Annotated in this window: 26 protein-coding genes; 14 read left to right on the top strand and 12 right to left on the bottom strand. The window is 48.0% G+C overall.

What is annotated here, in order from left to right; genetic code table 11:
* Positions 1–18: 18 nt before the first annotated feature.
* Both A0126_RS17335 and A0126_RS17330 read right to left on the bottom strand, forming a co-directional pair.
* A complete protein-coding gene (locus A0126_RS17335) occupies positions 19–486 on the bottom strand; it encodes a hypothetical protein (protein WP_088837024.1) in 468 nt (155 codons plus the stop codon).
* An 89-nt stretch (positions 487–575) separates the two neighbouring features.
* Positions 576–875 (bottom strand): putative quinol monooxygenase, encoded by a 300-nt coding sequence (locus A0126_RS17330; RefSeq protein ID WP_088837023.1) that lies wholly within the window; start codon positions 873–875, stop codon positions 576–578.
* 116 nt (positions 876–991) lie between these two features.
* On the opposite strand from A0126_RS17330, the gene A0126_RS17325 reads away from it, so the two are divergent.
* The 3 genes from A0126_RS17325 to A0126_RS17320 all read left to right on the top strand — a co-directional run bounded on the left by A0126_RS17325 (position 992) and on the right by A0126_RS17320 (position 1,862).
* A complete protein-coding gene (locus A0126_RS17325) occupies positions 992–1,384 on the top strand; it encodes a hypothetical protein (RefSeq protein ID WP_088837022.1) in 393 nt (130 codons plus the stop codon).
* Positions 1,377–1,553: a hypothetical protein gene (locus A0126_RS19275; RefSeq protein ID WP_157898475.1), complete on the top strand. Its 177-nt coding sequence runs from the start codon at positions 1,377–1,379 to the stop codon at positions 1,551–1,553. The genes A0126_RS17325 and A0126_RS19275 overlap by 8 nt, the downstream gene beginning before the upstream one ends.
* A 105-nt stretch (positions 1,554–1,658) precedes the next feature.
* A complete protein-coding gene (locus A0126_RS17320) occupies positions 1,659–1,862 on the top strand; it encodes a nucleic acid-binding protein (protein WP_088837021.1) in 204 nt (67 codons plus the stop codon).
* Positions 1,863–2,036: 174 nt separating this feature from the next.
* On the opposite strand, the gene A0126_RS19270 is transcribed toward A0126_RS17320, so the two are convergent.
* From A0126_RS19270 to bglA, 3 genes are all read right to left on the bottom strand, one after another.
* Positions 2,037–2,201 (bottom strand): hypothetical protein, encoded by a 165-nt coding sequence (locus A0126_RS19270; RefSeq protein WP_157898474.1) that lies wholly within the window; start codon positions 2,199–2,201, stop codon positions 2,037–2,039.
* A 20-nt stretch (positions 2,202–2,221) separates the two neighbouring features.
* On the bottom strand, positions 2,222–2,893 hold the full coding sequence (locus A0126_RS17315; RefSeq protein WP_088837020.1) for a 5'-methylthioadenosine/S-adenosylhomocysteine nucleosidase family protein: 672 nt from the start codon (positions 2,891–2,893) through the stop codon (positions 2,222–2,224).
* 139 nt (positions 2,894–3,032) lie between these two features.
* Positions 3,033–4,493, bottom strand: a complete 1,461-nt coding sequence (bglA, locus tag A0126_RS17310) for a 6-phospho-beta-glucosidase BglA (protein WP_088837019.1) — start codon at positions 4,491–4,493, stop codon at positions 3,033–3,035.
* Between the two features lie 167 nt (positions 4,494–4,660).
* Between bglA and A0126_RS17305 the strand changes: the two genes are divergently transcribed.
* Together A0126_RS17305 and A0126_RS17300 are read left to right on the top strand one after the other, a co-directional pair.
* Complete coding sequence (locus A0126_RS17305; protein ID WP_088837018.1) at positions 4,661–5,371, top strand: GntR family transcriptional regulator; 711 nt, start codon at positions 4,661–4,663, stop codon at positions 5,369–5,371.
* A 13-nt stretch (positions 5,372–5,384) separates the two neighbouring features.
* Entirely contained in the window at positions 5,385–5,831 is a 447-nt protein-coding gene (locus A0126_RS17300) for a hypothetical protein (protein WP_088837017.1), read from the top strand.
* A gap of 196 nt (positions 5,832–6,027) precedes the next feature.
* Here A0126_RS17300 and A0126_RS17295 read toward each other — a convergent pair whose 3' ends face one another.
* Positions 6,028–7,230, bottom strand: a complete 1,203-nt coding sequence (locus tag A0126_RS17295; RefSeq protein ID WP_088837016.1) for a cation:proton antiporter — start codon at positions 7,228–7,230, stop codon at positions 6,028–6,030.
* 223 nt (positions 7,231–7,453) lie between these two features.
* On the opposite strand from A0126_RS17295, the gene A0126_RS17290 reads away from it, so the two are divergent.
* Positions 7,454–8,083 (top strand): ArsR/SmtB family transcription factor, encoded by a 630-nt coding sequence (locus tag A0126_RS17290; RefSeq protein ID WP_088837015.1) that lies wholly within the window; start codon positions 7,454–7,456, stop codon positions 8,081–8,083.
* An 83-nt stretch (positions 8,084–8,166) separates the two neighbouring features.
* Entirely contained in the window at positions 8,167–9,411 is a 1,245-nt protein-coding gene (locus tag A0126_RS17285) for an MFS transporter (protein ID WP_088838477.1), read from the top strand.
* A gap of 53 nt (positions 9,412–9,464) precedes the next feature.
* Here A0126_RS17285 and A0126_RS17280 read toward each other — a convergent pair whose 3' ends face one another.
* Positions 9,465–10,553, bottom strand: a complete 1,089-nt coding sequence (locus tag A0126_RS17280; protein WP_088837014.1) for a flavin monoamine oxidase family protein — start codon at positions 10,551–10,553, stop codon at positions 9,465–9,467.
* 75 nt (positions 10,554–10,628) lie between these two features.
* On the bottom strand, positions 10,629–10,991 hold the full coding sequence (locus tag A0126_RS17275; protein ID WP_088837013.1) for a hypothetical protein: 363 nt from the start codon (positions 10,989–10,991) through the stop codon (positions 10,629–10,631).
* A gap of 210 nt (positions 10,992–11,201) precedes the next feature.
* Between A0126_RS17275 and A0126_RS17270 the strand changes: the two genes are divergently transcribed.
* Entirely contained in the window at positions 11,202–11,780 is a 579-nt protein-coding gene (locus A0126_RS17270; protein WP_088837012.1) for a TetR/AcrR family transcriptional regulator, read from the top strand.
* A gap of 30 nt (positions 11,781–11,810) precedes the next feature.
* Positions 11,811–12,998: an MFS transporter gene (locus tag A0126_RS17265; protein WP_088837011.1), complete on the top strand. Its 1,188-nt coding sequence runs from the start codon at positions 11,811–11,813 to the stop codon at positions 12,996–12,998.
* A gap of 50 nt (positions 12,999–13,048) precedes the next feature.
* Here A0126_RS17265 and A0126_RS17260 read toward each other — a convergent pair whose 3' ends face one another.
* Positions 13,049–13,228, bottom strand: a complete 180-nt coding sequence (locus A0126_RS17260; RefSeq protein ID WP_088837010.1) for a hypothetical protein — start codon at positions 13,226–13,228, stop codon at positions 13,049–13,051.
* Positions 13,229–13,424: 196 nt separating this feature from the next.
* On the opposite strand from A0126_RS17260, the gene A0126_RS17255 reads away from it, so the two are divergent.
* Together A0126_RS17255 and A0126_RS17250 are read left to right on the top strand one after the other, a co-directional pair.
* Positions 13,425–13,634, top strand: a complete 210-nt coding sequence (locus A0126_RS17255) for a helix-turn-helix transcriptional regulator (protein WP_088837009.1) — start codon at positions 13,425–13,427, stop codon at positions 13,632–13,634.
* The gene (locus A0126_RS17250; RefSeq protein ID WP_088837008.1) at positions 13,631–14,107 is read left to right on the top strand and encodes a DUF2178 domain-containing protein; all 477 of its coding nucleotides are present in this window, start codon (positions 13,631–13,633) and stop codon (positions 14,105–14,107) included. Before A0126_RS17255 ends, A0126_RS17250 begins: the two co-directional genes overlap by 4 nt.
* 12 nt (positions 14,108–14,119) lie before the next feature.
* Here A0126_RS17250 and A0126_RS17245 read toward each other — a convergent pair whose 3' ends face one another.
* On the bottom strand, positions 14,120–14,536 hold the full coding sequence (locus tag A0126_RS17245) for a GNAT family N-acetyltransferase (protein WP_088837007.1): 417 nt from the start codon (positions 14,534–14,536) through the stop codon (positions 14,120–14,122).
* A gap of 152 nt (positions 14,537–14,688) precedes the next feature.
* On the opposite strand from A0126_RS17245, the gene A0126_RS17240 reads away from it, so the two are divergent.
* The 3 genes from A0126_RS17240 to A0126_RS17230 all read left to right on the top strand — a co-directional run bounded on the left by A0126_RS17240 (position 14,689) and on the right by A0126_RS17230 (position 17,452).
* Positions 14,689–15,225: a GNAT family N-acetyltransferase gene (locus tag A0126_RS17240; RefSeq protein ID WP_239456883.1), complete on the top strand. Its 537-nt coding sequence runs from the start codon at positions 14,689–14,691 to the stop codon at positions 15,223–15,225.
* A 209-nt stretch (positions 15,226–15,434) separates the two neighbouring features.
* Positions 15,435–16,793, top strand: a complete 1,359-nt coding sequence (locus A0126_RS17235; protein ID WP_088837005.1) for an alkaline phosphatase — start codon at positions 15,435–15,437, stop codon at positions 16,791–16,793.
* Positions 16,794–16,804: 11 nt separating this feature from the next.
* Complete coding sequence (locus tag A0126_RS17230) at positions 16,805–17,452, top strand: DUF4352 domain-containing protein (RefSeq protein ID WP_088837004.1); 648 nt, start codon at positions 16,805–16,807, stop codon at positions 17,450–17,452.
* A gap of 375 nt (positions 17,453–17,827) precedes the next feature.
* Here the strand turns inward: A0126_RS17230 and A0126_RS17225 are convergent, their stop codons facing one another.
* Complete coding sequence (locus tag A0126_RS17225; RefSeq protein ID WP_088837003.1) at positions 17,828–19,492, bottom strand: FAD-dependent oxidoreductase; 1,665 nt, start codon at positions 19,490–19,492, stop codon at positions 17,828–17,830.
* Positions 19,493–19,504: 12 nt separating this feature from the next.
* Positions 19,505–20,809: an arsenic transporter gene (locus A0126_RS17220; RefSeq protein ID WP_088838476.1), complete on the bottom strand. Its 1,305-nt coding sequence runs from the start codon at positions 20,807–20,809 to the stop codon at positions 19,505–19,507.
* Positions 20,810–20,837 lie beyond the last annotated feature (28 nt).

The raw sequence follows: 20,837 nt of genomic DNA, 5'->3' as shown, positions 1-20,837 counted from the left end.
TTCATCCCCTACTCAAAGTCACCTGGCTTTCAGGACAGGTGTTTTACTTCGTAATTCTTTTTTCGTCGGATGGGCTGGGTCAAGCACCGTCTGCGTTCGCTCGAGATAGATGTCACCGATAACGAAGGCTGCAAGTCCGATAAAGTAGCCGATAAAACTTGGCAAAGGCGGTAGTTCGAACCGGATTAATAGCGGGAAGAAAAAAGCAATCAGTCCGATTAGAGCAAAATCAACCGCGTAACGGAGTCGGATGATGTTGCGTGCTGGTCGGCTGTCTGAAAATACACTGATTCGTTTCGCTTCAATCCAGTGCAAAACACCGTGTGCCAGGAAGCTCACCCCGACGAGGATTTTCGGCCAAATTGCTGTCTCATATTGAAGAAGTGCAAAGATACTAAAACCAAGCATTACAGCAAAAATAATGCGAACGAACGCGATGCGTTCCTTTTCTTCCCGGATACGTTGAATTCTTCGTCGTTTTTCCATCATACTCACCTTATGTATACTCTACGTCAATCGGCAAAAAAAGTTCTAATTTTTTACAAACTTTCGGCTGGGACATCAAAAATTACCCTTTATAACCCTTTTCCACCTTGCGGGTCGAACGTCAACAAGCGTTCCATTCCCGTGATAAACGGGCGTGCCTGCTCAATCAGGCGCCGCGTCGCCGGAAGTTCGAGTGACGCCTTGTGCGACGCTTGATTCGTCCAAATTTCGTGGACGATGACCGTGTCCGCTTCTTCTGATACGCTGACGATATAATGGAGACATGACGGCTCGTCTTCGAACGAGGCTGCTGCTTCAAGTAACAGCTCCACCAATTTTTCTTGCTGTCCCGCCGTCGTCGTAAATTCCCCAAAAATCCCGTAACTCATCCTGATTCCTCCTCATTGTTTCTTAAGTTCCTTTTGTATGCATTCATAGCTTGAAACATTTTCCTTGCCGTGCCGTAGAACAGAGTAGCATCGACTGACTTTCAGGAGGACTTACTTTGACTACACGTACGAAACGAATCGTATCAGCACTCTACTTACTCCTGTTCGGGATGACCCTATTTAGTATCTTCTTTGAACAGACAGGCGCTACCTTCTTTTCGGTCGTCCAACTCGGCGTCCTCAGTTATTTTTATTTTGAATTACTGAGTCAGAATACGCACTACTCCAGTCCATCGAAAGAACAGGACATCATTCACCGGAGTACACGGCTCCGTTTTCGGATCATCCAGATTTTATTATTCCTGTTGATCGGCATCGATTATTTATTTTTCGAGCAGACCGATTTGTTGCTCGTTAGCGCTTTTTCGATTTCGATTGCGGTACCAGCCATCATCCGTTATGTCCGTTTGCGGATGAACGACCACTCAAAGGAGGAGAACGATGTCTAACCGCAGTTCGCTCGTCAGCTTGACGACCATTTTGACCATCATCCTGCTCAGTTTGTTTTTATTGGATGCCATAACGACACTATCGTTTTTAGTATTCTTCATACCACTTTCGCTTTGTATGCTGATCCTTGGCGTCAGCGAACTCCGACACGTATTAAAGGACAGTTGAAGAATATTTATCAAAATCAGGCGAGAATACTCCCACCTCTAAGTGTCTCAGGGCGAAGCCCAGCGCAGGTGGAGGTAGTTCAAGCTAAATAGGAGGACAAGTTACATGAACCGAACCTGTACCCAATGCGACACCCGACTAGTCGAAGACTGTGAAGTCCACGTCAAAGGTGCCATGTACGGCTTAAAGATTAAAAAACCGGGTCGTTTTTTCAGTAAGGCATCTGCTGAAGCGAAAGCTGCCGTTTGTCCGAAGTGCGGACTGGTCCAACTATATGTCGATCAACCAAACGCCTTTCTAAAAACATAACAATACTTTGAAAGAAAGGAACCTTTTGAGTGAGTACATACCACATATCTAGTATCCGCCTCCTTCTAATCATGATTGTTTTTACGATTTTCTGGTATTATTTTTTAGGATTGCCGCTTGGGTATGGAATTGTCATCCTTCCTGTCACTGTCGGTTATACGATTTATCGCAACTTCAAAGCGGCTCAGTCAGAAAAACATGAGTCTGAACAAAATTAGCAGCCGATGCACTGATCATAAATAAGACGCAGTTCCGGGATTTCATCCGAGACTGCGTCTTTTGTGTCATTAAGCTTTTAGCGTTGACGGTCAGCAGACAACCAACCACTAATGTTTTCATGCGTTGCCCCTCCTGATGTTCTAAATGAATCGTGTCAGATAGTCACTGAATATTTTGCGCATCACTTTTGGCGTATTCGCTATGTAGACGTTGATTTGTTCTTCGTTCGACTGGACTGGATCGCGGTCCGTCTCGTCCGTCGGAAAATCCGAGATGCCTTTAATGATGATACATTCGACCCCGTTTTTCTGACAGATATAGGCGATTGCGCCGGCTTCCGTATCGGCGACCGTGACGGCATTGTCTTTCAGCTCCAAGTAATCGTTCCACATCACGACGGCCCGGTCTGCCGTACCAATCGTTCCGGTGTGACAATCTGTTTGGTAAGCCGCAACAGCGAGTTCAACGATGAAGGACGGTTTAATCAACGGCTCGACTTCTTTCACCGTACAATCATACTGGACCGCGCGGTTTGGCACGATGATGTCGAGGACCGCAAACGACTCGTCAATGCCGGCACAGGTCCCGGCAACGATAATTTTTGTAAGCGGGAACCGTGCCATCATGTACTGATTTGCCCCGACCCCGTTTACTTTCCGGACACCGGTGCTGTAAAACAACACACGTTTTCCGGCAATCGTCCGGAAAAAATATTCGCCGTACGGGTACTTAGTACGTTCTAATTCTTTTACATCAAAATATGCGAGTGTCGCTTCGAACTCCCATATCGTCGCAATACTGACACCAATCATTCATTCATCCCCTTAAACGTCCCTCGTCACTTTTGGATAATATATACATTCTCATCATCGCTTGTTTTCCTATTTCAAGCAAGCGTGATTTGGCAGACAACAAACAACCTCCACCCGGTATAGGTGGAGGCTTATCGATTTACTGTTGTGTCGCTTTGTCGTACGACAACTCCTGTCCGTTCGTCGCAATGACCTGTTTGTACCAGTCGAATGAGTCTTTTTTCATCCGTTCCATCGAGCCGTTGCCTTCATTGTCGCGGTCGACGTAAATCATCCCGTAGCGTTTTTTCATCTCACCCGTCGTAAACGAGACGATGTCGATGATGCCCCATGGCGTGTAGCCCATCAGTTCGACGCCGTCTTCCGTGACCGCTTCCGTCAACGCTTCGATGTGAGTCTTCAAGTAATCAATCCGCGCTGCATCGTGAATCTTGCCGTCCTCAATCGTATCGACAGCCCCAAAGCCGTTTTCGACGATGAAGAGCGGGAGTTGGTAGCGGTCATACAACCGGTTCAGGACGTAACGGAGTCCGACCGGATCAATCGCCCAGCCCCAGTCGCTCGACTGGATGTACGGATTCTCGACGCCGTTCGCGAGACCGCCGTTGACGATGTTCCCCGTATTGTTGACCGTCGCATCATGCTTGACCGTTGTCGACATGTAATAACTGAAGCCGATGTAGTCGACCGTCCCGTTTTTCAGAATCTCGTCATCGCCGTCGAGGATCGGAATCTGATAGCCTTCCCGTTCGAACTCTTTTAAGGCATAGTTCGGATAATAACCGCGTGCCTGAACATCCGGGAAGAAGTAACGTTGACGCATCGATTTTTCCGCCAGCATGACGTCTTTCGGATGTGAGGAATACGGATAGACCGGGACGTGGGAAATCATCGCTCCGATTTGGAAATCGGGATTGATTGCTTTCCCTTTCGCGACAGCAAGGGCGCTGGCAATCAGTTCGTGGTGACCGGTCTGGTACATGACTTCCATCGCATTTTCGCCCGGTTCGACTTTGACACCGGAGTTCGTCCAGAGGAACAACGGATTCTCGACATCCATCTTGTTGTTGATTTCATTAAACGTCATCCAGTACGTAACTTTATCTTGGTAGCGCGTGAAGCAGACTTCGGCGAAGCGTTCGAAGAACTCGGCGACTTTGCGGTTACGGAACCCGCCGTATTCGCGCGCGAGGTGGAGCGGCATTTCAAAGTGCGATAACGTGATGATCGGCTCGATGCCGTACTTAATCAATTCGTCAAAGACATCATCATAAAACTGCAGTCCCGCTTCGTTCGGTTCCGTTTCGTCACCGTTCGGGAAAATCCGGCTCCAACCGATCGATGTCCGGAGACACTTCAATCCCATCTCGGCGAATAGCGCGATGTCTTCTTGATAGCGGTGGTAAAAATCAATCGCCTCATGATTCGGATAAAACGTCCCTTCTTCAATCGTATCGGTAATGCGCCGGGCGACGCCATGCGCGCCTGCTGTCATGACATCGACGACACTCGGTCCTTTGCCGCCGGCGTTCCAGCCGCCTTCAAATTGATGGGCAGCCAGTGCGCCGCCCCATAAAAAGTCGTTTGGTAATGTTTTCATCTTCAAGTCCTCCCTAGTAATCGAGATATATGCCTTTATCACCATCATAATTGTACATGCACAATTAATCAATACACATTTAATATCAAAAAACATGTCTACAAATATCGTCTTTTTATTATGATATAGTTGCGATATAACAATTTTTATGTAAATGAGGGTGAACCATGCTGAAATATCAACAGACGGCGACGGAAATCGAAGCCTACATCGAACAGAATGCGTTACAGCAAGGCGATAAATTACCGGTCCTCGATCAACTGATCCGACAATTTGAGGTCAGTAAAACGACGATGACGAAAGCGCTCGAACTGCTGGAACGAAAAGGAATCATCTTTCAAGTTCGCGGCAGCGGCATTTTTGTCCGCAAAAGTAATCGGAAAGGGTATTTTAATCTCTTCTCGACACAAGGCTTCAAGCAAAACTTGATTGATCATGATATCACGTCGCGTTTACTCGAACTTGAAGTCATTGCCTGCTCGGAGGATCTCGCTAAGAACCTTTCCATTACACCTGGGACAGACGTCTATTTCGTCAAACGGATCCGCTACATTGACGGACGGCTTCTCTGCCTCGAAGAATCCTATTATGTAAAAGCACTTGTCCCATACTTGAACCGGGAAATCGTCGAACAGTCGATTTTCGAGTATCTTGAGACGGCACTCGGACTGAACATCGGCTTTTCGGACATGTACATGCACGTCGGTAAATTGCCGGAGACAATTGCGGAACATTTGAAACTTGAAGCCGGTGATCCGGCATTGACGGTCGAGACGATTTTCCACTTGACGAACGGTCGACCGTTCGATTATTCCGTCATCACCTATCATTACGAACACTCGCAATTCGTCGTTCAGGCGAACGGCTTGTATTTATGAAGGGAATCGGAACATGAATGAAGAAGTAATTTTTTATTATGCTTTACTTGCGGGCGGTATCGTCTGTGTGGTGCTAAGTGTACTGTTACATTTCTGGTTTCGTGAGGATACCGGCATCGAATTTTCCCTGTTTTTCCGACTCGTTTTACTGTGTTTATTCGGTGTGGGACTGGTTTGGTATACGACTCCAAGCCTGAAGTACGTCTTTTATCATGACTATGCGACAACTAAAGGAATGTGTACGGTGGAATACGATGATCAATCCAGCCCGCGGACGATTGATCTTTATTATGATGAAACAGGTGACTATTTCAGTTTCTTCGATCGGGCCGATCTCGGCGCTTACGGACCGGACGTCCCGTATACCTGCCACGTGACAACGACAAAAGATCATGCATTTGAAATTTTTTACCGGATTTACGATTTCAAAACGGGCAAGTTATTATATTCGTCTGAATGACTGGTCATGTTAGAGAAAACTGCATGATTGCGGATTTGATGATTTCCGTTTTTGGAACAACTTAAGATCATCCGTTTTTCTTGTCTTTATGAACACTCGCAATGTTGAGGCGAACGGGTTGTATCTGTAAACGCAAAAAAGCAGACACGATCCAAGTACTTTTTGGACAGTGTCTGCTTTTTGATTTTCTATTTAATCATCGTTTATGCCGCTTACTCAAGAATATCGTCAGCGGATAAATACCGATACTTTGGACAATCAACGACAGGACGATGACAGCAAACGATAAGGAAATCAACACATCATATTGCGCTGATACCGTTTTTTCGAGCCATAGTAACAACGCGACAGACATCGAACCTTTAATCCCAGCTGCCGTAATGATTGAGATCGTCGAAAAGTCGTCGCGAAATTCACCTTTCCAGGCCGGTACCGCATAAATGAAGCCGCTGACCATGATGAACCGTGCCAACAAGGTCAGACCAAAAATGATCAACGCCAGTCCCCATTGTGAAAAAACTAAGTATCCAGCTGCTTGAATCCCAATCAGTAAGAATAAAATCGATAAAAATGTTGGTTTGATGATGTTCCAAAATCCATCCAATGATGCTTTAATTCCCTTCTCCTCATCCGCTTTTTCGATTTCGTAAGACAAGAAAATCCCCAAAATGACCGTGGTGAGAACACCTGAGACACCAAGCGCTTCTGCAAGATAAAATCCACCGTACGACATGACGATACTCAACATCACTTGATATTCTTTTTGCGTCGTCAAGTGAATAATTTTACTTAAAATCCATCCGAGCAAGAAACCAATCAGAATTCCGCCAAACGAAACAAGCATAAATTGTTCGATAAATGTCGTGAAATTAAAACGTTCCCCCGTTTGAAACATCGTTAATAAGATCGTAAACAAAACGATACTCGTCCCGTCATTGACCATCGATTCTCCTTCCACGATATCGGCGAGTTGTTCGTCCCCTGTACTTTTTTTGATGATGGACGTTACCGAGACCGGATCGGTCGGAATCAAGATGGCGGCAAGGAGCAGCGAAGCCGTCAGCGAAAGTGAAATGAACAGATTCGAGATCCAGTAAATTGAGACACCGAGTAATAAGGCCGTCACAATCAACCCAATCGTGCTGAACGCCGTAATGATACCCCAATTATTTTTCAACTGTTTAATCGGAAACTGATACGCTGCCGTAAACAGGAGCACCGGCAAAAACACTTCAAATACGATTTCCTTTGATAGATGAAGCGAAGAAAAATAGGGGATAAATGAAAGACCCAGTCCAATCACGACGAGCACCATCGGAACAGGAATCATTTTTTGTTTTAAATCGATTGTGTAAATTACGTAGCCGATAAGTAGTAGAATCAAAATTTGATACGTCATACAGTCACCCTTCCCTTACATGTCGCACTAAAATATTCTATGTGCCCTTATACCTTTTCAATAATTAGTTAAAACAAATCCTTCACTCGATTTTCCAATCTGTCAAGTAATACCTCATCCAAGAGAATGTAATGCCTTACAAAAAATATTAACTGTTAAAAGTAAATCTATGTTATTCTGTTGTCAAATAAATTAGACCGGTCAAATAAAAAGGAGTCTTCTCATGAAATCCATTTTAACGTTAACCACTTTAAGCCAATTAAAGGCGCTGAGTGTTCCGATCCGAGCTGAAATCATGATGCGGTTAATCGAAAAACCACTCACGGGTCAAATGTTGTCTGAAAAACTTAACTTATCGCGTCCTAAAGTACATTACCATTTAAAAGAGCTCGAAAAGAATCACTTAATCACGTTAGTCAAAACGGAAGAAAAAGGCGGAATCATCCAAAAGTTTTATCAATCGGTGGCACGGGGGTTCACACCATCACTTGAGCTCTTGCCGCATATGGAAGACGTCAATGAATCCAATCGGCAATTGCTTTTTCAGATGGCCGAAAAAACAAAGCAAGTTATTTTATCTGCGCCCGAGCATGCATTTACCCCTCAACGAGCCAGTGAATCGCCTGCTGACTGGAATCACGTCGGTTCAATGTGGCAAATCTCTGCAACGGAGGAACAGTTTAATGATTGGACAAAAAAATATTTTGAATTGATGGAGGAGCTTAGACACCTCTCAAAAGAACCGAGTGAAGAAACTGCTCAAAAACTTTATTTCTTTTCTACGATGGCGTTTGAAGTGGATGAACTCATCATGGAAACGATTGAACATGAAGATGAAGAAAACAAGGCTTGAACGTATAGCCTTTTTCTTTACCCGTCATTGTCAAATTAAATTGACCGGTCAAAATAATAAGTAAACCGGAGGTTTTACGTATGATTGAACTTTTGAAAAACCGTAATTTCATATTTTTACTGTCCGGCCGACTCGTGACGAATATTGGAGACAATCTTTATTACATCGCCGCGATGTGGCTTGTCCATGACATTGGACAGAGTGCATTTTATACAGGGCTCGCCGGGTTTCTGATTTTATCACCAAAAGCCCTGCAATTTCTTGCGGGTCCGCTGGTCGACCGCTGGAGAATCAAAACGACGTTAATCGTCACCCAAGTCGTGCAGTCGATTTTGATTTTGCTCATTCCACTTGCTTACCTGCTCGATTTTTTAAGCATTGCTTTAATTTTATCCGTCATGCCACTCCTCGCCTGCGTCGAAGAGTTTGCCTATCCGACGCAAACTAAAGCCCTCCCCTTGTTTCTAAAAGAAAAAGAACTGCTGCAAGGAAATTCACTTTTTGCATTTGCTTATCAAGGCGTTGATCTTGTCTTCAATTCATTGGCAGGATTAGCAATTGCCTTCTTTGGTGCCATCACGATGTTTTTCGTCGATTCAGTGACATTCGCACTCGCCGCGATGTTTTTCTCATTCCTCAACATGGATTTTGTAAAAACGCCAACACCAAAAACGCAACACTCCTTAAAACTCACCTTCACGGACTATATCGATGATTTAAAAGACGGCTTCGTTGTCGTCTTCACGTCATTACTTTGGGTCTTTCTGATTGGTTCGTCTGTCGCAAATTTTGCGATTGGGATGACGGTTGCCGTCCTTCCTGTCTTCGCGGATCAAATCGGCGGTGTACAAACATACGGTATTCTGTTAGCCGCTATGTCAGCGGGTTCGTTGCTCGGTGCACTCCTCGGTTCGACCCTCGGAAAACTGCGCGTCGGCATCGTCACAAGTGTTTGCTTTTTAGTCGGATCCATCTGCTGGGTATTTGCCGGGTGGCTCTCAAGTCCACTGGTTACACCGATTTTATTTGGTATCGCCTGGATTCCAATCGGTGCCGTAAATGTTTTGTTTGCCGGTGTTACGCAAACCATCATCCCGAACCAAATACTCGGGCGCGTGAATTCAGTCGCGTATAGCTTAGGAATTGCCGCGATGCCGATCGGTTCGTTACTAGGTGGATATGTCGCGACCTTTATCGATCCTCACTTCATTTTCATGTTCGCCGGACTCGGTATTTCGTTGATTGCATGTGTTTGGTTCTTCCATCCCAATCTCCGAAAGTTACCACAGGTGGAACAAATGACTGCTTCGACTTTTAAAATCAGTTAAAAACGCCCCCGATCGTCGAGGACGTTCATGATTAACATTGTGCGCGTCACAAATCACCCATGCCGCATCGTCCATTCAGCGACGACCCGCTTCGCCGACCGGAGCGCCCCTTCGACATGGCCACCAAACGCACTATCCGTTTCCGTTCCGGCAAGATAAAGCCGGCCTTGCCAGTTTGCGTCGACTGCGATGGGCCGATACTGCGGAAATTCCGTTAACGGACGGGCATCTGCAGGCGTCGCCGTATCAAGGTCTTGCGCCCAGTCATAATAGAACACTTCCCGCGGATGACGGGCTGCTTCGCCGTACATCGTGATAAGTTGCTCGAGTATGCAGGCTTTAACCGCTTCCGTCCCGAGTGACTGACGCTCTTCTGCCGTCAGCCGTAGGAAACCGAACAAGGCACCCGGTCCGCGCTGCGGTGATGCATCATGAATTTCCTGCATGGCGCCGACCCAGCTCATCCCAAACCCGGACAGACCCGCTTCGCGCCAAAACGGCGTGTCATAGACGACAAGTGCTTTTGCTTGTCCGGCCATCCAGGTCGGGGTCGTTTGCAGTTTCTCCCGCGTCGTCTCGGAAAACGGCGGTTCGATTGCGACTCGCTCGACAAGACGGGGTGGAAGGGCAACCACGACACTATCATACGTTTCTGAAGTCGTCCGTCCGTCTTTGATTGACGTAACGATTACTTGCTGTCCCGTCCGCTCAAGTTTCGTGACGCGTGTCTGTAAGCGGAGCGATGCCGCCGGGAGTTGTGACGCAATCGCTGTCACGAGTGCTTCCATTCCTCCCGCTAACCGCTTCGACGGGACGATACTGTCCGGTGCCAGCAGATGATGTTCGATGGCTCCTGCTTGCCGTTCGAGTACCATCGCGCCCGTCGTGTGTTGGGCGAATGCCGTCAGGCCGAGTTCGGCGACAAGATCCGTGATGACCGTTTCCGTATCCGGCCAGTACCATGTCGGTCCGAGGTCAAAGCGGTCTGCCTCGTCTCCATGCGTACCCGCCACGCTTACAATACGTCCGCCGATCCGGTCCCGTGCTTCATAGACGGTGACCGCTTGCCCCATCTGTTGTAAAAGCGATGCTGCATAAAGCCCGCTGACGCCTGCTCCGATGATTGCGATGGATTGTGTCATCTTGATTCTCCTTTGCTACGAACGGACGAATTGCTCCTGTCCTTACTTATTGTAGCAAGTGTACCTTGTTCCGACTCAATCCTCCAAACGCTCGAACTCGACTAAACGGACAGGCTTAACATATACTTCCTCGTCGAACGTCGTCAGCGAAACGAATGTCTCGCCTTTGCGATAGAGAATTTTAGCTCCTTCTTGATTCACTTTCTTCCAGCCGTCACGATTCAAGCGTGCTGCATACAGGAGTCCCGGTCCGTCTGTTTCTGAAGCAAGTTGCGTCGCGTAGTGTTGCCCGTTCGCACCCGTTTGCTCCGTCGCAAAGCGCGGGATCGGGAACGAACTGACAGATGTACCTTCTTTGAACAATAGGGATATCACCCCGTAATACGTTCCACCTAGCAAAAAGGCGAGCAAGATGATAGATATTATTCTTTTATTCATACGATCAGCCCCCTGATTGCTCGTTTAACATGACATCCATCATTTCAGATGTCTCTACAAATCAAATCACAAGAATATTCCTAATAATATCCATTATTGCAATTCCCTTAATTTTACTCAAGTTATTCTTTGAGGCATTTTCCTGTTCAAGTAGCAAACCAGATGCTACAGTATTTTTGTAAACTAACGACCGTTAGGAAGGTGAATGATTTGAAAGCTGCACAATTAATCCCGACCGCTTTGCGTCACTTCGCGACTCATGGTTACGAAGGGGCCTCCTTAAACGACATCGCCCAGGAAGTCGGTATCAAGAAACCATCCATTTACGCCCACTATTCCGGGAAAGACGATCTCTTTTTGAAGACGATGGCGTACGCGCTAGGTGAACAGAAAAAACACCTCGCGTCCTACTTCGTCGAGACACGGCAGTTGCCGCTCGAAGCATCGCTAAAAGGATTTTTCGACTGGTTCATCGAGGAAAGCAACCAAAACGACCAAATGAAGTTCATCCTTCGCATCGCTTATTTCCCCCCCGTCAAACTGGAGCATGAAGTGACAGCGTTGATCAATCCGTTTTTCGATTCGATCCATCGTCACCTTGCACGCTTATTTCGCGAACGCGACCGGACGGAGCAGATTCTCTACTCCGAAGACTATACGAGCGGCGCACTCGCCTATTTGACGGTTGCGGAAGGAACGATGACAGAACTCGTCTATAACGGGATTGACGCCTACCAACAACGACTCACTGCCGTCTGGCCGATTTTTTGGCGCGGACTCGTCCGTTAAGAAGTCAAATCAGAAACTGAGGTTCAAATCATGCAAAACAACAAACTCATTTTAGGTACACTTTTACTCAATCTGTTCATCGCCTTTTTAGGGATCGGACTCGTCATTCCCGTCACCCCGACGATCATGAATGAATTGAACATCTCCGGCTCGACGGTCGGCTATATGGTGTCGGCGTTCGCCTTTGCCCAACTGATTCTCTCGCCGCTTGCCGGACGCGCCGTCGACAAGTATGGACGGAAGCCGATGATCATCATCGGCCTGTTCATCTTCAGCATGTCGGAACTGTTATTCGGTCTCGGACAGACGGTCGAAGTCCTGTTCGCTTCGCGCATCCTAGGGGGAGTCAGTGCCGCCTTCATCATGCCGGCCGTGACGGCGTTCATCGCCGACATCACGACGAATGAGACGCGTCCGAAGGCGCTCGGCTATATGTCGGCCGCCATTTCGACCGGCTTCATCATCGGACCGGGGATCGGCGGATTTCTCGCTGACATCGGGACACGGGTTCCGTTTTTCTTTGCCGCGACGTTCGGGATGATTGCGATGATTTTGTCCGTCTTCACGTTACGTGAACCGGAACGTCATTATGCCGATGCGCCGACTGTCAAACAAGCGGCCGGCTTCTCAAAAGTCTTTTCCCCCCTCTATTTCGTCGCTTTTTTGGTCCTGTTGATTTCGTCATTCGGTCTCGCCTCGTTCGAATCGCTGTTCGCCCTGTTCGTCGACCGGAAGTTCGGCTTCACGGCGAAGGACATCGCTCTCGCGATTTCCCTCGGAGCGATTGTCGGTGTCGTCGTCCAAATCGGCCTGTTCGACCGCTTGACGCGGTGGTTCGGTGAGATCCGCCTGATCCGTTACAGCTTAATCGTCTCGTCCGCCCTCGTCCTCGTCATGACGTACGTGACGAGTTACTTCGCAATCATCCTTGTGACGATGGTCGTCTTCGTCGGATTCGACTTGATGCGTCCTGCCGTCACGACCTATCTGTCGAAGATTGCCGGCGATGAACAAGGTTTCGTCGGCGGAATGAACTCGATGTTTACGAGTGTCGGGAACATCCTCGGACCGATTGCGGGTGGACTCCTGTTTGATGTCAATCTCAACTACCCGTTTTATTTCGCGACGATCGTCCTGACGGTCGGCATCATCTTGACGTTCTTTTGGCGTCAACCGAAACTGTCGGTCGACTCGGGCGCAACGAAACTGTCATCGTGAACATGAAGAAGCGTTCCCCTGAACTAAGGGAGACGCTTCTTTTTCATGCATTAAGATGATTGCTGATAACTAGTATTCGATAAATTATCTTCGACTGATCTGACCCACTCGACCGGGACATATAATGATTTTGCAATGGCTTCATCCGTTTTTCCAAGCTTCCGTAACGTTTTGACGATGCGCATGCGGCGTGTGAGCTCCCTTTGATCCGGAATACATTCAGGCAACATTTAATTCCCCCCCTTTTTCTGTCCCGATGCCGTCGAAGTGATAAAGTACATATTACCCAAAAGTTGTCAGACTATTCTGTTTTAGTCAGACTCCACGAATTTTCGATAAATGAGGCGAAAAAATAAAAAGTATAGTTACCTTTACAAAATGTAAAACAAACTATACAATATGTTTATGTAAGAAAGGAGTGTCCCGATGAAACTTTCGAATCGCGTCAAAGCATTACGGCGCCAAACGGACTGGACGCAAGAACAATTCGCTGACTTGATCGGCGTCACGCGCCAGACCGTCATCTCACTCGAAAAAGGAAGCTATACCCCGTCCTTGTTACTGGCGATGCACATCGCCCGGGTCTTTGACCGACCAATCGAAGACATCTTTTATCTGGAGGAGGAATCACTTTGAAACGTGTCATCATTCAATCGAGCTTAAACATTTGTCTGTTCTATTTGTTAGCTGCTTTCGTCAGTTCTGTACACGATCAACTTGAAGTGTTTAACGATGATCCCGTCCGCGGTACCGGATTCAACATCACATTGGAACTTCCGCTTGTTCTTCCGATGATACTCATCGCTGTTTTACTAACCGTTATGGGGTATCTGACTCGGACCAACAAAAAAAGTACGTTTTCCGAATGGTCCGTCGGGATGACTGAATTTTCCGATCAGGACGAGCGCGAGGAAGTCATCACAGGTAAGGCGACACGTGTTGCCTATTCAACATTTTTGTCCACACTCCCTGTCCTGATGATTCCGTTTTTATTTTACGTCCAACTCGTTGAAGGTTTTCCGAACTTTCCCTTCTACGCCATCGCGACCGTCTTATCGCTCGGCACACTGTCCTATCTGATTGCTTGGATTTATTATTACAAGAAATAAGAATCAACTCATTTAAAGTAATTTTTTGTAGAAGTATTGTGTTATCCCTTCGACCGGATGATCGTCCAAGCGACCGTATTCGACGTACCCGTTTTTTTCATAGAAGCCGGGTGCCTGAAAACTGAACGTGTCGAGGATGACTTTGCTGCAGGCACGTTCGTTGGCATAGGCTTCGACCATGCTCAATAATTTGCTGCCGTATCCGCCGCCTTTGACGGACTCGTCGAGCCACAAGAAAGAGACGTGGACGTGGTTCCAGCTGTATTCACCTGTCAATCCGCCTTTAATCTCGCCACCTTCCTTTAAAAGAAAACAGATTTGTTCCGTCTCATGTTGAACCGCTAGCGGAACTTTCGTTTTGTTGAAGCCGATCAATTGTTCGCGAATGTATTCGCGGTCCTCCGTTGAACCCTGTTGTATCTCTAACATCTCTATCCATCCTTTCCAATCTGTTTCTAGTCTATCATGTGTCGATCTAGACAATCTTCGTTTGTCTTAATGGAAATACTTTACATTTTTAAATTATTTATGGCATTCTTAAGGGGGACGATTTTGATTTTACTAGTTTGGAGGCGAATATGATGGATCCAATTGACGCGAACATTCAATCTGTAACGTACACGATTCGTCCGGTAGAGCCTACGGATGCACGACAGCTTGCTTTACTGCGCGCGAGACTCGATGCAGAAACGGACCACTTTGACCGATTCCCGGGCGAAGACGTGCTGGATGAAAAGGGATTTCTGCAATTGATTCAGCATGAGACCGGTATTCCCCACTCCCTGCTCGTCGCTGAAGTGGATCGTCAACTCGTCGGTTATGCCCGCTGTGTCGGTTTCTCCTTGCGTCGGTTCGCACATAAAGCCGACTTCGGCGTCGGGGTCGTCCGTGACTGTTGGGGGCAAGGCATCGGGCGGGCTCTCTTACAGACGACACTTGACTGGGCACGGACGGTCGAACTGCAAAAGATTCAATTGACCGTCGTCGAGACGAATCAAGGGGCCGTTCGTTTATATCAGACAACCGGGTTTCAAGTCGAAGGACGACTCAAGCACGACCGACTGCTTGCGGACGGCTTGTATTATGATACGATTTTGATGGGCTTACTCCTCGTTTAACACGCTTCACACTAACTAGCCGGCGACTTCGCTGACTAGTTTTTTCATATTTTTGTTTCGTAAGACATGCCAACTCCTTTTTCATAGCTCCTTGTCATTACTTCTTCATAATTGTTTACATTTTTCTCATATTCCGTTCATATTCCTTCAGTAGGATGATGAATGTAGGCAATACATACTGTTCTTTAAATGACCAAGGAGGAATTATCATGAAACTGAAACGACTAATCCCGATTCTCGCCCTATCGACCTTATCGCTCAGCACGATGGTATCGACACCGGATGCCGATGCCAAAAGCAAATACAAGAAGACGCCGGAAATCCGCAACGTCATCTTTTTAATCGGTGACGGGATGGGTGTTTCCTATACGTCGGCGCACCGCTACTTAAAAAATGATCCGACGACGACCGTCGCCGAAAAAACTGCCTTCGACCAGTATCTCGTCGGTCAGCAAATGACCTATCCGGAAGATCCGGCACAAAACATCACCGACTCTGCCTCTGCCGCAACCGCAATGTCTTCCGGCGTCAAGACGTACAACGCAGCGATTGCCGTCGACAATGATAAGTCTGAAGTCAAGACCGTCCTTGAAGCGGCGAAAGAACGCGGTAAGTCGACGGGACTCGTCGCGACGTCAGAAATCACCCATGCGACACCGGCTTCGTTCGGCGCTCATGACGAAAATCGGAAAAACATGAACGCGATCGCAGATGATTACTTTAAGGAACGGATTAACGGGAAACATAAGATTGATGTTTTACTCGGCGGCGGCAAATCCAACTTCATCCGTCCGGATGTCGATTTGACGAAAGCATTCAAAAAAGACGGTTACGGATACGTGACGGATCTTGACGAATTAAATGCCGACCGCAACAAACAAGTCCTCGGTCTGTTTGCCGATGGCGGTTTAGCAAAACGGATCGACCGTGAAAATAGCGTTCCCTCATTGGAGCAAATGACGAATGCGGCGATTAAACGACTCGATACGAACAAAAAAGGCTTCTTCCTGATGGTCGAAGGGAGTCAAATCGACTGGGCCGGACATGATAATGACATCGTCAGCGCGATGAGTGAAATGGAAGATTTCGAACGGGCGTTTAAAGCGGCAATCGCCTTCGCGAAAAAGGACAAGCATACGCTCGTCGTCGCGACGGCCGATCATTCGACGGGTGGCTATTCAATCGGGGCAGACGGGATTTATAACTGGTTCGCCGAGCCGATTAAAGCAGCAAAGAAAACACCCGACTTCATGGCTGAAAAAATCGTTTCCGGCGCCGATGTCCGCAAGACCTTGACGAAGTACATCGATCAACAAAAATTGGCTTTGACGGAAGAGGAATTCACTTCGGTCGAACGAGCTGCCGCCTCTAAGAACGTGACAGACGTCGATAACGCGATTGAAGAAATCTTCAATCAACGGTCGCACACGGGTTGGACGACGGGCGGACATACGGGAGAAGACGTTCCCGTCTATGCCTATGGACCGGCTAAAGACCGGTTTGCCGGACAAGTCGACAATACGGATCACGCCAAAATCATTTTTGATCTCTTGAAAAAGAATAAATAAGGAGGTCCATCATGAAGCGACTCCTGCTCTCGATCACGCTTGGAACCATCCTCGCCGGATGTAGTGATTCTTCAGCTGATCAACAAGCCGTGCCGGCACCACCCGTCACACATACCTCCGTCGCACTTGAAAAGGCGGACGTCTATGTGCCGAACCCGCAATTGCCGGACGACCGGATGTTGACGAAACGGAATCAGACGGTTCGTGACGATAAAGGTGAATTGACGTTACAACAGATCCAGTCCGTCAAACAAACTCACTCGATTGGACCGATCAACATGACGATCGAGGAAGTAAAAGTTATTCAGACCCGTCCGAGTTACGCGATGATTGATTTCTTTCACGGCTTCACCCATGAAGAAGCATTCGATATGGTGAAGACCCGCGTCACGGTTACGAATACGAGCAAGCAACCGGTCACGTTCAACCCGGTTGCTCATGTAAAAATCAATCAATCGACAGAAAAAACAATTGATGATGACCTGTACCTCGAAGCATTGGCCGGGACATATGAGCCATCGGAACAGCGCAGCGGCAACCTTGGTTTCATCACGGAACGTCCCGTTGAAAAACTCGAGTTTTTGACGAGTGACGTCCTTGATGCGCAGCAGCAGGTCATTAAAAAAGGTCAACCTTTCACAGTGACGCTACACGATTAAATCAATAGACAAGACAAAGAACCACGTTCCGACTAGCGGAGCGTGGTTCTTGTACGTTAAACAAATTTTATGGAGAATAAAAACGTTACATCGGATAGTGCTCTAAACTATCTGTATGCCTGCTCTCCTCAATCATCACATAAATCGCGTCGTGTTTCGGTGACTCCTGCGGGAAAAAGCGCGTGATCAACGCGCTGCTAAGAGGCAGGCAAGACCCTGCTCCTTGTCCGTGAGGATCAAGGAGCAACGGCTTGCGCCTCACCCGAGGAAAGCAACGAAAAACAACGACGCGTATTACCGAACATGACTTTTCCTATACATTGAAAGCCACGCCCCGACTAGCGGAGCGTGATTCTTATTTATCCGGTTCTCCGCTTATTTCTTAGAAAAACAATGCTTCAGGTGCTGATAGTTCGTATTTCCACCGGACAAGTTACAGACATCCGTAAACCCGAGATTCTTGAGCACGTTTTGCGCTGCATTGCCGGTGACGCCTTTATTACAATAGACGACCGTCGGGATGGATGGATCGAGTTCCGCAGCCCGCGTCCGCAGTTCGCCGAGTGGGATATGAACCGCGCCGTCGACATGATTCTTCTCGAACTGTTTTTTCGACCGCGTATCGATGATTTGAATCGTCTCCCCGGTCGCCGTCTGCTCGATTAACGTTTCCGGCGTCATTAAACGGGCCGTCTTCTTAATCGCGTTATCAAGCGCCATCCCTGTGTAGAGGACAGGATCTTTTGTTGTCGAGAACGGCGGGGCATAGGCAAGATCGAGATGGAACAAGTCTTCCGCCTTCGCCTTGAACGTGATTGCCGTCGCGAGGACATCAATCCGTTTGTCGACGCCTTGCGGTCCAACGATCTGTGCGCCGAGGACCCGTCCTGTTTTTCGGTCAGCAATCGCTTTGATGACCATATCCTTTCCGCCCATATACTCGGGACGGTCCGGTTTAATGTTGTGTAAAATCTCAATATCGAATCCGGCGGCAAGGGCTTCTTTTTCCGTCAAGCCGGTTTGGGCGACCGTCAAATCGAATGCCTTGAAAATCCCCGTCCCGAGAATGCCGCGATGTGCCGCCTCTTCCCCGGTGATGACCATCCCGGCAATCCGACCCATCTTGTTCGCTGTAGAACCGAGCGGCCGATAAATCGCTTCGCCCGTAATGACGGAAAAGCTCTCTGAGACGTCACCGACGGCATAGACGTCTTTCACGTTCGTCTGCATTTGCGGATTGACGGCAATCGCCCCCGTCTGACCGAGTGTGACGCCGATTTGTGTCGCCAGTTCCGTGTTCGGTTTGACGCCGACCGAGAGGATGACGAAATCCGTCGCAATTGATTTTCCGCTCGCGAGTTCGACTTGCTCTACTTTGCCTTCGCCCGTCAATGCCGTGACCGATTCATTTAACAACAGCCGGACCCCTTTACTTTCAAGATGATCGCCGACACGTGACGCCATATCAAAATCAAGCGGCGGCATGACTTGCGGTAGTCGTTCGACGAGCGTGACGGCAATGCCGCGGTACGTCAACTGTTCCGCCATCTCAAGTCCGATGAATCCGCCACCGACAATCGTGACCGTCTTCGGATCGTGTTGCTCGATGTACGTACGGATCGCTCCGGCGTTCTGGACGTTCCGGACGGAAAAGACGTTTGGTGCATCAACACCGGGAAATGGAGGAATGATGCTTGACGCACCTGTCGCGAGGACCAGCGTATCGTACGTATCCTCGAAGCGTTCACCCGTTACGCCATTTAAGATGGTCGCCGTCTTCGTCTGATGATTAATTGATTCGACTTCATGTCGGGTCTTGACGTCGATATTGTAACGTTTTTTAAAGAATGCCGCGTCCCGTGGTGTCAAGGTATCGATGTCTTCGATCTCGCCACCGACGAAGTACGGGATGCCGCAACCCGAGTACGAGATGTCTTGATCGCGGTCATAAATCGTAATTTGTAATGATTCGTCGTTCCGACGGGCTTTTGCGCCGACCGATGTTCCGGCAGCAACTGAACCGATGATGAGTAGTTTCATGAATAATCCCCCTTAGTAAAGTAACAAGCTGATGTAAAGACCGAGTAAGGTGATCGCAAGCGTCGGAACCGTTAAAATCGTTCCAATCTTAACGTATTGTCCCCACCCAATTTTAACACCTTTTGTCCGTAAGACGTGTAACCAAAGTAACGTCGCAAGACTCCCGATCGGCGTGATTTTCGGACCTAAGTCGGAGCCGATGACATTGGCATAAATCAAGGCCTCCCGGATCGATCCTGTTGCCTGACTGAGATCGATCGCGAGTGCATCAATCATCACGGTCGGCATGTTATTCATGATTGATGACAAAATGGCAGCGAGGAAGCCCATCCCGAACGTCGCAGCGGCGAGATTTGTCGCAAACCCATCGATGATGTCCGCTAAAAATTGCGTCAGACCGGCATTTTGCAGACCGTAAACGACGATGTACATCCCGAGTGAGAAGAAGACGATTGCCCATGGTGCACCGGCGATGACTTGTTTCGTCGGGACACTTGGTGAACGGCGGGCCATCAGTAAGAAGAACAAGGCGATGACGCCGGCAACGAGACTGACGGGAATCCCGATAAGATCACTCGTGAAGTAACCGACGACAAGCAGCACGAGGACCACCCATGATAATTTGAACATTCGCTGATCTTTGATCGCCGCGCGTGGTGCGACGAGTTGTGTCACGTCATAAGTCTTCGGAATACTCTTACGGAAGTAAAGATAAAGTACGAGTAAACTCCCGGAAACTGCAAAGACGTTGACGAACACCATCCGTGCCGCATAGTCTGTAAAGCCGATGTCAAAGAAGTCGGCCGAGACGATGTTGACGAGGTTCGAAACGACGAACGGCAGACTTGCCGTATCGGCGATGAAGCCGGACGCGAAGACATACGCGAGGACGACATAATCCGGTAACTTTAAGTGCCGGACCATCGCGAGGACGATCGGTGTCAAAATCAACGCGGCGCCGTCATTTGCGAACAAGGCAGCGACCCCTGCCCCAAGTAGCGTCATGTAGATGAACAATTTCAATCCGCCGCCTTTGGCGATTCGTGCCATATGTAAGGCGGCCCATTCAAAGAAGCCGATCTCGTCTAAAATCAATGAGATGATGATCAGAGCGATGAAGGTAAACGTCGCGTTCCAGATGATGCCCCAAACGGTCGCGACATCGTCAAGATTGACGACGCCGGTCAGCAAGGCGATGATGGCCATCCCGATCGCCGAATAACCGATCCCGAGACCTTTTGGTTGTTTGATGATTAAAAATAACGTGATTAAAAAGATTCCAATCGCAAGTACGTGTGTTCCAGTCAAAATCGTCACTTCATTTCTATAAAAAATTTTAATTTCA

The sequence above is a fragment of the Exiguobacterium sp. N4-1P genome, assembly GCF_002214325.1.
The sequence above is the reverse complement of the archived record's forward strand: the minus strand, read 5'-3'. Positions and strand labels throughout refer to the sequence as shown.